Annotated in this window: 13 protein-coding genes; 5 read left to right on the plus strand and 8 right to left on the minus strand. The window is 68.4% G+C overall.

Going from position 1 to position 11,372, the window contains the following annotated elements:
- Positions 1–268 precede the first annotated feature (268 nt).
- From H4W30_RS33970 to H4W30_RS33980, 3 genes are all read right to left on the minus strand, one after another.
- Positions 269–1,465 carry an FAD-dependent oxidoreductase gene (locus tag H4W30_RS33970; protein ID WP_192746306.1) on the minus strand — a complete coding sequence of 399 codons (1,197 nt, stop codon included), beginning with the start codon at positions 1,463–1,465 and terminating at the stop codon, positions 269–271.
- 19 nt (positions 1,466–1,484) lie between these two features.
- Positions 1,485–2,045 carry a TetR/AcrR family transcriptional regulator gene (locus tag H4W30_RS33975; RefSeq protein WP_192746307.1) on the minus strand — a complete coding sequence of 187 codons (561 nt, stop codon included), beginning with the start codon at positions 2,043–2,045 and terminating at the stop codon, positions 1,485–1,487.
- 81 nt (positions 2,046–2,126) lie between these two features.
- Positions 2,127–2,825: a type 1 glutamine amidotransferase domain-containing protein gene (locus tag H4W30_RS33980; protein ID WP_192746308.1), complete on the minus strand. Its 699-nt coding sequence runs from the start codon at positions 2,823–2,825 to the stop codon at positions 2,127–2,129.
- Positions 2,826–2,946: 121 nt separating this feature from the next.
- On the opposite strand from H4W30_RS33980, the gene H4W30_RS33985 reads away from it, so the two are divergent.
- The 3 genes from H4W30_RS33985 (at position 2,947) to H4W30_RS33995 (ending at position 4,430) form a co-directional block, all read left to right on the plus strand.
- Entirely contained in the window at positions 2,947–3,849 is a 903-nt protein-coding gene (locus tag H4W30_RS33985; protein WP_192746309.1) for a LysR family transcriptional regulator, read from the plus strand.
- An 85-nt stretch (positions 3,850–3,934) separates the two neighbouring features.
- Positions 3,935–4,123: a hypothetical protein gene (locus tag H4W30_RS33990; RefSeq protein ID WP_126733931.1), complete on the plus strand. Its 189-nt coding sequence runs from the start codon at positions 3,935–3,937 to the stop codon at positions 4,121–4,123.
- Positions 4,124–4,223: 100 nt separating this feature from the next.
- Positions 4,224–4,430: a hypothetical protein gene (locus tag H4W30_RS33995; protein WP_225949958.1), complete on the plus strand. Its 207-nt coding sequence runs from the start codon at positions 4,224–4,226 to the stop codon at positions 4,428–4,430.
- Between the two features lie 8 nt (positions 4,431–4,438).
- On the opposite strand, the gene H4W30_RS34000 is transcribed toward H4W30_RS33995, so the two are convergent.
- The gene (locus H4W30_RS34000) at positions 4,439–5,395 is read right to left on the minus strand and encodes a GlxA family transcriptional regulator (protein ID WP_192746310.1); all 957 of its coding nucleotides are present in this window, start codon (positions 5,393–5,395) and stop codon (positions 4,439–4,441) included.
- Positions 5,396–5,481: 86 nt separating this feature from the next.
- Between H4W30_RS34000 and H4W30_RS34005 the strand changes: the two genes are divergently transcribed.
- Both H4W30_RS34005 and H4W30_RS34010 read left to right on the plus strand, forming a co-directional pair.
- Positions 5,482–5,625: a hypothetical protein gene (locus H4W30_RS34005; RefSeq protein WP_192746311.1), complete on the plus strand. Its 144-nt coding sequence runs from the start codon at positions 5,482–5,484 to the stop codon at positions 5,623–5,625.
- Positions 5,626–5,843: 218 nt separating this feature from the next.
- Positions 5,844–7,589 carry a BCCT family transporter gene (locus tag H4W30_RS34010; RefSeq protein ID WP_192746312.1) on the plus strand — a complete coding sequence of 582 codons (1,746 nt, stop codon included), beginning with the start codon at positions 5,844–5,846 and terminating at the stop codon, positions 7,587–7,589.
- A 62-nt stretch (positions 7,590–7,651) separates the two neighbouring features.
- Here H4W30_RS34010 and H4W30_RS34015 read toward each other — a convergent pair whose 3' ends face one another.
- From H4W30_RS34015 to H4W30_RS34030, 4 genes are all read right to left on the minus strand, one after another.
- Positions 7,652–8,017, minus strand: coding sequence for a DoxX family protein (locus H4W30_RS34015; RefSeq protein ID WP_192746313.1), 366 nt, complete (start codon positions 8,015–8,017; stop codon positions 7,652–7,654).
- Positions 8,017–8,493, minus strand: coding sequence for a carboxymuconolactone decarboxylase family protein (locus H4W30_RS34020; RefSeq protein WP_192746314.1), 477 nt, complete (start codon positions 8,491–8,493; stop codon positions 8,017–8,019). The genes H4W30_RS34015 and H4W30_RS34020 overlap by 1 nt, the downstream gene beginning before the upstream one ends.
- Positions 8,494–8,521: 28 nt before the next feature.
- Complete coding sequence (locus tag H4W30_RS34025) at positions 8,522–9,385, minus strand: sigma-70 family RNA polymerase sigma factor (protein ID WP_192746315.1); 864 nt, start codon at positions 9,383–9,385, stop codon at positions 8,522–8,524.
- A 72-nt stretch (positions 9,386–9,457) separates the two neighbouring features.
- The gene (locus H4W30_RS34030; protein WP_192746316.1) at positions 9,458–11,350 is read right to left on the minus strand and encodes an OmpL47-type beta-barrel domain-containing protein; all 1,893 of its coding nucleotides are present in this window, start codon (positions 11,348–11,350) and stop codon (positions 9,458–9,460) included.
- Between the last annotated feature and the right edge of the window lie 22 nt (positions 11,351–11,372).

Consider the following 11,372-nt stretch of genomic DNA (forward strand, 5'->3'; position numbering starts at 1 on the left):
TCGCCCACCAGAACCCCTCCAGAACCCCTGCCCTCCAAAACCCCGCCGTCCGCCAGGACCGACCGCCGGAGACCCTCCTCCGTAACCAACGCCATCCAGCACCGACCACCGGAACCCAGCCGCCCCGGAACCCCTCGTCGGAACCACTCGAAGGCCGCGATTCTGGAATGGTGGCGGTTCCGGTGTTTGGCCCCGGAGGGCGGGGATTCTGACGGAGCCACAACCTCCCACCCCCCAAACCGCAGCGGCATCGAGGGACGCCCCGACCTCATCGGCTCCGGATCTCGGCCCCACCCTTCAGATTCGTCACCAGCGCGGTCGACTTGCCCGTGACGGCGGCCGCGAGCGGCCGTTCGAGCCCGGGAAGGTGCGCCACGTGAAGGAAGAACCGGCGCGCCTGGAGCAGGAAGCGGTTCGCGGGAAGGAACCATCGCGCGCCGCGGCGGGCGACCTGTTGCTTTTCGGTCACCACCGGGCGGACCAGTTCTTCGTACGCCGCGAGCGCGGTCTCGATCGAGGGTGACCGGGTGAGCTGTTCGGCCAGTACGAACGCGCCCGCGATCCCCAGCGAAGCGCCTTGGCCGGCGAGAAGGGAGACGGCGTAACAGGAATCGCCGACGAGCACGACCCGGCCACGGCTCCATGACGGCATCTCGATCTGCGCGACCTGGTCGTAGTACACCTCGCCGGAGGGCGGACACAGAGCGAGTGCTTGCGGCACTGCCCAACCGAGCGAGCCGTAGGTCGCGCGCAGGGCCGCTCGCGCGTCGTCCGGCAGGGCCGGATCGGTGGTGCGGTGCACGGCGAACGCCGCGAGCTTGCCGTCGCGAAGACCGTAGAAACCCATCTGCATCCCGATCGTGTCGGTCAGGCAGAACCGCTCCCCCACCCGCGCACGGATCTCCTCATCCTCGAAAACGAAGGCCGCCGTATGAAACCCGAGATGACGCAAATACCGGCTCTCCTCGCCGAAGACCAGCCGGCGCACGGTCGAATGGATCCCGTCGGCCCCGACCAGCAGATCGGCTTCGAGCGTCTCGCCGTCCGCCGACGTGACCCGCACCCGGTCGCCGAGGTCCTCGACTCCCGTGACCCCGGCACCGAACCGGACGTCCACTGTGGACGGAAGACCGGCGCGCAGGACGCGTTCCAGATCGGGCCGCATGATGCTGCAGAGCCTGCCGCCCACCGATTTGGCGAACTGGACGTAGTCGATGGACGCGCGGCGGCGGCCGCGCTCGTCCAGCAGGCTCGCCTCGTCCACCTGGTACGCCACGTCTTCGACCTGAGGCAGCAGGCCCATCTCCTCGACGGCGTCGAAGCCGGGGCCGAAGAAGTCGATCATGTAGCCCTGCTCCCGTGGCCCCGAGGCGCGCTCCAGCACCACGACCTCGACGCCCAGTGTCGCGAGCCGATGCGCCAGCGCGAGCCCGGTGATCCCGGCACCGCAAATCGCCACCTTCATGGCGGTCCTCCCTTTCGGTTCAGTCGACCAGCCGGCGCAGGACGGCCGGAGAGACGTCGCCCGACTCCGGCCCGAGCGCCCGATGCAGCAGAAGCCCGTCCACCGCCGCGAAAAGGACCGCGGCCGTGTCCTCGGCGTCGGCCACCCCACGCTGCGCCAGCCAGCCGCCGAGCCGGGTGCGCAGGTCGGCGAGCAGCTCGCGGATGCCTTGGCGCAGGGTGTCGTCGCGGGTCGCGGCGAGATAGGACTCGGCGAACAGCAACGACATCGGGTCGGTGCCGGAGTACCCGCCGACCGACGCCAGCAGCGCGTCCACCGCGTCCGCGGGCGTTTCGACGGTTTCCAGTGCCGGCTCGAACGCCAGGGCGACCTCGCGCATGGCCCCCAGCACGGCCTCGATCAGCAAGGCCTGCAACGAAGGGAAGTGATAGTGCACGACGCTCGGCGTGACACCCGCGCGTTCGGCCAGGATCCGGGTGCTGACCGCGGACCAGCCGAGCTCGGGCACGAGGGCCACGGCCGCTTCGAGCAACCGCCGCCGCACGAGCTGACCGCGCGCCGCGGCCGGGGATCCTGCCACCGGTTCATCTCCTAGGGCGTTCGTCCTGTACGACTGCCCTGATCGTATGCCCGGATCCGGCCGCGGCGCAAACCCCGGTGGTCAGAGCGCCTTGAGAAGCTCCACCACGCGGTCCGCGGTCGCGACGCTGGACTGCGGGTTCTGCCCGGTGACGAGGTTTCCGTCGACGACGACCTCGCTCGACCAGGCGGCCGCCGGAGTGACGATCGCGCCCTGCTCCCGAAGCCGGGTCTCGACGAAGAAGGGGCTCTTGTCGCCAAGCCCGCCCTGTCGTTCTTCTTCGTCGCTGAACGACGTCATGGAGCGGCCGGCGAAGGTGAACGAGCCGTCTTCGCCGCGCGCGCTGAGCAAGGCGGCGAGTCCGTGGCAGAGGGCGGCGATGATCTTGCCGTGCGCATCGGCGTCGTTCAGGAGGGCACCGAGCTCACTGTCGCCCACCAGGTCGGTCATCGGACCGTGCCCACCCGGCAGGTAGAAGGCGTCGTAGGCGTCGGCCGAGACGTCGGAAAGCTTGAGCGGCGCCGAAAGATCGAGTCCCTCGAGGTATTCCGCGAACTTCGCGCCCTCGGCGGGGTCGACGCCGCCGCGTTCGTCGAGGCTGATGGGATCGACGGTCGGCCGGAGCCCGGACGGCGTCGCGATCTCGACCTGGTGCCCCGCCGCGGCGAGCACCCGATGCGATTCGGCGACCTCTTCGGCCCAGAACCCGGTCGGGTGGTCGGTGCCGTCGGTGAGCCGCACGTGGTCGGCGGCCGAGACGATCATGAGGATCCGCGCCATGACTGTTCCTTTCGTTTCTCCGGGGCGGTGTGCCCCACTGCCGGCTTCAACGAGGTCTTCGCCGCGCGTACTCCGGGAAGCCCGCTACTATCCATAAGATTTCTTATGGAAGGTGACTCGCATGCCCAACTTGGATCGGCTGGCGACCTTCCTGGCCATCTACCGTCAGGGCTCGCTCTCCGCGGCCGCCGCGGAACTCGGCCTGACCCAGCCCGCCGTCACCGGGCAGCTGCTCAAGCTCGAGGAGGAGCTCGGCGAGCAGCTGTTCGTCCGGTCGCGTCAGGGCGCGGCGCCGACCGCCCGCGCGGCCGAACTCGCCGCCAGGATCGGCACCCGCATCGACGAACTCCGAGGCGCGCTGACGGCCGGCGACGACGACGTCCAGTACCGCGAAACGGTGGCGCTGGGCGGCGCGAGCGACGGCATGGCGACGCGGTTCCTGCCCGCGCTCGCCCCGCTGACCGAACGCGGGCTGCGCGTCACCGTCACCCTCGGGCTCGCCGACGAGCTCCTGTCCGCGCTCGAAGCCGCGCGCCTGGACCTCGTCGTCTCCTCGGTCCGCCCACGGCAGCGCGGTATCACCGCGATCCCGCTGATCGACGAGGAATTCGTCCTCGTCGCCGCCCCGGCCCTCGCGCGGAGCGTCGATTCCGCACTGCTCGAGACCGACCCGGTACCCGCGCTGGCGCATCTGCCGCTGATCTCGTACGCCGACGATCTGCCGATCATCCGCCGCTACTGGCGCAGTGAATTCGGGCGGCGGCCACCGAACCGCGTCGCGATGGTCGTCCCCGACCTGCGCGCGATCCTCGCCGTCGTCGTCGCGGGCGCCGGGGTGAGTGTGCTGCCGCGCTACATCGCCGCGGCCGCACTCGAAGCGGGCTCTGTGTCGATCGTGCACACGCCGGTGGTGCCGCCGCTGAACACGATCTATCTCGCGCACCGGTCGGGGACGGCGCGGCCCGTGGTGACCCTCATCCGCGACAGGCTGCTGGAACGCGCCCGCGCCTGGGGTTCGCTCTGATCTTCCCGATGCGGCAAAAATGACCTCTTTTCGCGGCGGGATCGTCGCGAGGCTGGCTCCTCCGAACCCGTTTCTTGGAGGACCCATGGTCTCGAAACCCCGCCTCGCACTGGGAATGCTCATTTTGGCCGCTTTGGCGGGCGGGCTGCTCGCGTTGCTCATCTCGCTCGACGTCGGCGCCTTCTGGGCCAAGACCCTGCCGCTCGTCTTCCTGGCGGGCGGGGCGGCGTTCGCCCAATCCCTCGGCCTGTTCAACAAGGCACCGAAGGATTAAGGGCCGGTCCCCGCACCCGCCGTTAGCGTGCCGCCCGTGACCGAGCTGGGGTCATCGACCTCGTCATCGGCTGCGGGCTGGGGCTGGCGCCGATGGGCGCTTGGGCTGCTGGCACGCCATCGGCAAGCGAGGCGAGATCTTCACCTTGTACGAACAGGGATTCGTGCACACCAAGGCGTTCGGCGGCGATTTCGGCTGCCTCGTCGAACTCACCGACGGCCGGAAGATCCTCATCAACGGGTTCACCGAAGGCGCCGCTTTACTGGCCCGCAACATCTTCGAGGCCGTCGGACGGCGTCCCGGCTGAGCGCCGAGTCAGACGCGCTGTGGCGCGAAAGTCCGCCGGTAGTCCTGCGGGGCAACGCCGACGACCTTGTGGAAATGGTGCCGCAGCAAGGCTCCCGAGCCGAAGCCGCAGCGGCGCGCGACCTCGTCGATGCTCATCGTCGTCTCCTCCAGCAGCGACCGCGCGTGCAGGACCCGTTGCGTCGAAAGCCATCGGTGTGGCGTGGTGCCCGTCTCCGCGACGAACTTGCGAGCGAAGGTGCGTTCGGACATCCGCGCCCGGCGGGCGAGATCGGCGACCGGATGTTCGTGCGCGATGTTCTCGAGCATCCAGGTGAGCACCGGCTGAAGGCTGTCCCCGGTGCACTCCGGGATCGGCACCTCGACGAACTGGCGCTGCCCGCCTTCCCGTTGCGGCGGCACCACCATGCGACGGGCGATCACGGTGGCCGCGGCGGAGCCGAGTTCGCGCCGGATCAGATGCAGGCACGCGTCGATGCCGGCGGCCGTGCCCGCGCTGGTGACGATGTCGCCGTCATCGACGAACAGCACGTCCGGATCCAACCGCGCCTGTGGGAACCGCTTCCGGAACGCCGCGCTGTGGCGCCAATGGTTCGTGCACCGCCGCCCGTCGAGCAAGCCGGCGGCGCCCAGTACGAACGCGCCGGTACAGACCGAAAGCAGCGTGGCGCCGCGCTCCGAAGCCGCCCGGAGCGCGTCGAGTACCGCGGGCGGATATTCGTCGCGGACGTCGCAGGCGGGGACGACGACCAGATCCGCGTCCTCCGTCGCTTCGAGACCGTGTTCCGGGGTCACTTTGACGCCGTGCCCGAGGCTGAGCGGTTCTCCGGCACGCTCCCCGCACACGCGGAAGTCGAGTAGTGGCACTCCGTCGTCGGTGCGGTCGTAGCCGAACACCTCGCAGACGACACCGAACTCGAAGGCGGCGAAATCGTCCAGCAGCACCACGGCGACGCTTTTCAGCATGACCGGAGCATAGCTGGCAGGATTTTGCCGCACAACGACAGAACTGCCACTTCTGGCAGGATGTCGAGTGGCGCAAACTTACTGCCATGACCGCAATCATCGTCACCCTCGCCCTGATCGCCCTCGTCACCTACCTCTTGAACCGCAACCACAAGCGGCAAGGACGCCCGGATGTCGCAGGTGGCGACCCGCTCGGTCGCCCCTTCTGGAGGGGTGGAGCCACGATCTGAGGACACCAGGCCGCGAAGCCCGGTGTCACGAGCGCCACGTTCCCCGCCGAGACCGCCGACCGGACCCGCATCCGCCGAGGTCAAGCCCGCAATCACAGCTTTAAACCACTTCGCCCGTATTTTCTGCCGGTTACCAGTTTTCTGGTTAGGGTGCAGTGGTGCAAACGGGTTAACATCGGGCGGAAGGAGCGCGCGCCGCAGTCGGCGCGTCACTGAACATGAGTTCGCAGGACGGTAAACAAGCGGAAGAAGAGGTCGTCGCGGAGACCGCGACCGACCTTGCCCACGCACCGGACACGACGGGTCCGGGCCACCCGCCCGATGAGCACGTCCCCCTCGACCTCGCCGCCGAACGACCCGCGGAGACCGACAAGACCGTTTTCGGTGTGGCGGCGGTGCTCGCGCTCGCGATCATCGTCTGGGGCGTGCTGGCCCCGGAAAACCTCGCGAGTGTCGCGTCCACCCTGCTGAACGATGCCGTGATCCCTTACGGCGGTTGGGCTTTCGTGCTGACCGCGAGCGGTTTCGTGCTCTTCGCGGTCTGTCTGGCCATAAGCCGCTACGGCCGGATCCCGCTCGGTGGGGACAAGGAACTGCCCGAATTCCGGACGTCCTCGTGGATCGCGATGATGTTCAGCGCCGGCATGGGCATCGGCCTGATGTTCTTCGGGGTCTACGAACCGGTCTCCCACCTCGCGAGCCCGCCCCCGGGTACAGCGGCCCCGAACTCCGACGAAGCCGTCCACACCGCGATGGCGACGACGTTGTTCCACTGGACCGTGCACCCGTGGGCGATCTACGCCGTCGTCGGTCTCGCGATCGCCTACAGCACCTTCCGCAAGGGCCGCAGCCAGCTGATCAGCTCGGTGTTCGCACCGCTGATCGGCAAGCGCCGCACCGAAGGCCCGCTGGGCAAGGCGATCGACATCATGGCGATCTTCGCCACGCTGTTCGGTTCCGCCGCCTCCCTCGGCCTCGGCGCGCTCCAGGTCGGCGGCGGCATGGGCGCCGTCGGCTGGATCGACGACCCCGGCAAGGGCCTGCTGGTCGCGATCATCGCGATCCTCACCATCGCGTTCATCGCTTCGGCGGTTTCCGGTGTGGCCAAGGGCATCCAGTGGCTGTCCAACATCAACATGGTGCTCGCCGCGGTACTCGCGGTGTTCGTGCTGGTGGTCGGGCCGACCGTGCTGATCCTCAACATCGTGCCGGGCGCCATCGGCGACTACTTCCGCGAGCTGGCCGAGATGTCCGGCCGCACCGGGATGACCGGTGGCGCGGAGATGCAGACCTGGCTCGGCGGCTGGACGGTCTTCTACTGGGCGTGGTGGATCTCGTGGACGCCCTTCGTCGGCATGTTCATCGCGCGGATCTCGCGCGGCCGCACGATCCGGCAGTTCATCTTCGGTGTCATCGCGATCCCGAGCGTCGTGAGCCTGATCTGGTTCGCGATCTTCGGCGGCGCGGCGATCAGCAGGCAACGGGCCGGGACGGACATCGCGGGCGCGGGCAGTGCCCAGTCGGCGACATTCGAACTGCTCGAGACGCTGCCGTGGTTCATCCCGATCGCGATCCTGGTGATGATCCTGGTGTCCATCTTCTTCGTCTCCGGTGCGGACGCGGCGTCGGTGGTGATGGGCACCTTGTCCCAGCGCGGAAGCGTGCATCCGAAGAAGACCGTCGTGATCTTCTGGGGCGTCCTCATGGGCGCCGTCGCGGCGGTGATGCTGCTCGTCGGCGGGGACAAGGCGCTGACCGGTCTGCAGAACCTGACGATCCTGATCGCGGTGCCGTTCGTGTTCGTGATGGTCGGGTTGTGCGTCTCGGTCTGGAAGGACCTGCGCAACGACCCGCTGATGAAACAGGAAGACGCGATGATGTTGTCGCTGAAGGAACTGCACGAGGAACGCACGAACGGCCACGCCCGCCGTCGCATCCTCGGGCGGTCGAAGCAGCGCACCTGAGCTGAATCGCGTGAAGGCCCCCTTCCCTCTGCTGAGCCGAGGGAAGGGGGCCTTCACGCGTGTCAGGCGCGTCCGATGGCGACGAAAGCGCACAACGCGAGGTAACCGAGATCCAGCAGCGCGACCAACGGCTCGCGGCGACGCAGGCGAACGACCACCGCGCCCGCCATTACCAACGCCAGGCCGAGTGCGGCCAGCGGCACGAGTTCCGGCGCGATATCCAGCAAGGCCGGAAGGATCAGGCCGGCCGCGCCAAGGATCTCGACGAATCCGATGAACTTCACGGTGCCGGGGGTGACATCCAGCACCCAGCCCGCGGCCGACCCCACTCCGGCGATCGTTTCCCTTCGCAGGAACAGTTTCCCGACGCCGGACACGAGATACATCACGGCCAGCAGCCAGGCGACGATCCACAGCGCGGTGTCCATCAGTGCCCCGCGTACTGGCCCGGCGTGTAGTCGCCCGCCGGCTGCCGGGTGATGACGTTCAGCCGGTTGAAGGTGTTGATGAGCGCGATCTGGGCCACCAGCGCCACGAGCTGATCGTCGTCGTAGTGCTTGGCGGCGGCCTCCCACGCCTCGTCGGTCACCCCGCTGCCGTCGGCGAGGCGGCAGCCCTGCTCGGTGAGTTCCAGCGCGGCGCGTTCGGCCTCGGTGAAGACCGTCGCCTCGCGCCAGCACGCGACCAGGTTCAGCCGGGTCGTGGTCTCCCCCGCGTGCGCCGCGTCCTTGGTGTGCATGTCGAGGCAGCCCGAGCAGCCGTTGATCTGGCTGGCCCGGATGTTCACCAGTTCCCTTGTCGCCAAAGGAAGTTCGCTGCTGTCGAGGACCTTCGCGGCGGAGACGAAGTGCTTCACCAGCTTCGGCGCGAGAGCGGTCTTGAGGTAATCGAGCCTTGCCTGCATGGCATTTCTCCTTCTCGTCTGTGTTCACTTACTCCGACGAGGAGGACTCCCGAGAGGTAACACCCATGGCCGCGAGGCGACGCGGGTCACTCACGGAATCGATTTCGACGATGCGGCCGTCGACGATGGTGCAGGACATCACGCCCAGCAGCTTGCCGGTCCGGCTCCACGACACCATCCCCGGTTTGCCGTTGACCAGCGCGGGACGGGTGGTGACGACGGCGCGAGCCCCACGCTGGACCCGCGTGGCCACCTCGGCCGCGCCGAGCCGCACGACCTCGCCGTGCCTGCTCTGCGAGCGCCACGTCACGTCGGGGTCGAGCATCTCGACCAAGCTTTCGAAGTCTCCTTCGCGCGCGGCCGCGAGGAACGCTTCGACGACCGCGTGCTGCCGGGGCTCATCGGCCGGACGCCGTCCCTGCACCTTCCGACGGGCCCGGCTGGCGAGCATCTTGGCCGCGTCCGCGGATTTGCCGAGGATCTCGCCGACCTCGGCGAACGGGACCGCGAACAGATCGTGCAGCACGAAGGCCAGCCGTTCGGCCGGGCCGAGGGTGTCGAGCACCACGACCAGCGCCACTCCGACCGATTCGGCGAGCAGCGCGTCCTCTTCCGGCGAGTCCTCCAGCACCAGCAGCTCGGGCGGCTCGTCGTAGGAGTCCTCGGGGCGGGCCTTGCGGGAGCGCAGGACGTCGATGCAGACGCGGCCGACGACCGTGGTCAGCCAGCCGGAGAGGTTGTCGATCGTGTCGGCGTCCTGGCGGGCCAGCCGCAGCCAGGCCTCCTGGACGGCGTCCTCGGCGTCCGCGCGCGAGCCGAGCATCCGCTGGGCCACGGCCACCAGACGCCCGCGCTGCTCCTCGAACGCGCTGGCCAGGGCTTCGCCGGTCATGTCGATACCTTTCTCGCGCCGAACCCGTCATGGACATGACGAGCGCGACGCGAGAAAGGTAACCGACCTCGCTCAGACGTCCCGGATCGGCGTCTTCACGGTCTTCTTCATGCCGGGGTTCTTCGTCTCCGGCTTCTTCTTGCCGGGCTCGGGCTCCGGCTCCGCGGTCGTGCCGCCGATGCCGGACTCGATCGCCGCCGTGACGATCAGGTCCCGTTCGTAGGACGCGAGCACCTCACCGTCGACGAGTTCCTGCGTCACCGCCCGCACGTAGGTCACGAACTGCTCGTTCGACGAGTACTCCGACTCGTCGTCGATCACGTCGTTGATCGTGCAGCCGTTGCCGGTGTCGCGGTTCTCGACCTGGCTGTCCGCCGTGCCGAGGATCACGGTGTCCCGGACGTCGGAGTCCGGGCAGGCGTCCGGGCCCGGCGGCGCGGCGACGATAGTGAACGCGCCACCCTGTTCCGCCGAGACGTTGCCCGCCTTGTCCGACGCGCGGTAGGTCAAGGTGTGCGTGCCGAGCTCGGTCACCTTCACCGGCGCGGTGTAGACCGTCCAGGCCCCACCGTCCAATTTGTACTCGATCTTGTCCACACCGGACCCGGTGTCCGTCGCGGTCAGGTTGATGGTCGCGTCTTCGATGTACGACCAGCTTCCGTCCAGATCACCGCTCACCACCACCGAGACGGCGGGCGCGGTGCTGTCGTCGCCCTCGACGATGGTGAACGTCGCCGTGCCTTCCGCCGAGACGTTGCCCGCCTTGTCGGTGGCGCGGTACTTCACCGTGTGCGCGCCGACGACGGTCAGCGCGAGCGGCGCCGAGTACGTCAGCCACGGACCACCGTCCAGCTGGTACTCGACCTTGCCGACACCCGAGCCGGCGTCGGTCGCCGTGAGGGTCACGGTCGCCTTGCCGACGTAGTTCCCGGCCGTGTCCTTGGTCCCGGTCACTTCGGAGGTCACCGTCGGCGCGGTGGTGTCGCTGCTGACGATGGTGAAGTGCGCCATGCCCTCCGGTGAGACGTTGCCCGCCTTGTCCGACGCGCGATAGTGGACCATGTGCATGCCCGGCGCGGTGACCGCGACCGGAGCGGTGTACGCGGTCCACGCGCCTTCGTCCACTTTGTACTCGACCTTGTCGACGCCGGAGCCGGCGTCGGTCGCGGTGAGTTTCACGGTGGCGGTGTCGAGGTAGTTGCCCGCGGGGTCCTTGGTGCCCGTCACCTCGGAAGTCACCGTCGGCGGTGTCGTGTCACCGGGCTGCCCGGTGACCACGGTGAACGACGACATCCCTTCCGGTGAAACGTTTCCCGCCTTGTCGGTAGCGCGGTAGTGGACCATGTGCGCACCGGCGGCGGTGACCGTCACGGGTGCCGTGTACGCCGTCCAGGCACCGCCGTCGAGCTGGTACTCGACCTTGTCCACACCGGACTGGCTGTCCGAGGCGGACAGGTTCACCGTCGCGGAACCGACGTAGTTCCCGGCGGTGTCCTTGGTGCCGGTCACGTTCGCGGTCACCGTCGGCGGCGTGGTGTCCGGGGTCGGCTCACCGGTGACGACGAACTCGCCCATCATCTTGGTGTGACCCTGGATCGTGCAGTAGTACCGGTACTTGCCGGGGGTCAGCGTCACCGTGGCCTGGTGCACGCCGTTCTTGTCGTCGTAGGGGTTGGCGAGGATGTTGAGGTTGACGTCGTGGTTGTAGCCCGCGGTCGACGTGTCGAACGTCAGCGTGTGCGACATCGTCGAGCCGAGCTCTTCGGTGTTCTTGAAGACGATCGTGGTCTCACCGGCCACCGCGGTCGACGGCGCGCTGAGGTAGTGGTCGGTGCTGTCGCCCGCGGTCCATTCCAGGGTCTGGACGGGAGCGGCGGAGGCGGGAGCGGACGAGCCCGGTAACACCAGGCCCGCCAGCGCGAGTGTCGCGGCCACCAGTGCCACGACGAGGGTTCTTGGGGACATCGCAGGGAAACCTTCCGTACAA

It is taken from the genome of Amycolatopsis roodepoortensis, from assembly GCF_014873915.1.
In the GTDB taxonomy this organism is placed as follows: domain Bacteria; phylum Actinomycetota; class Actinomycetes; order Mycobacteriales; family Pseudonocardiaceae; genus Amycolatopsis; species Amycolatopsis roodepoortensis.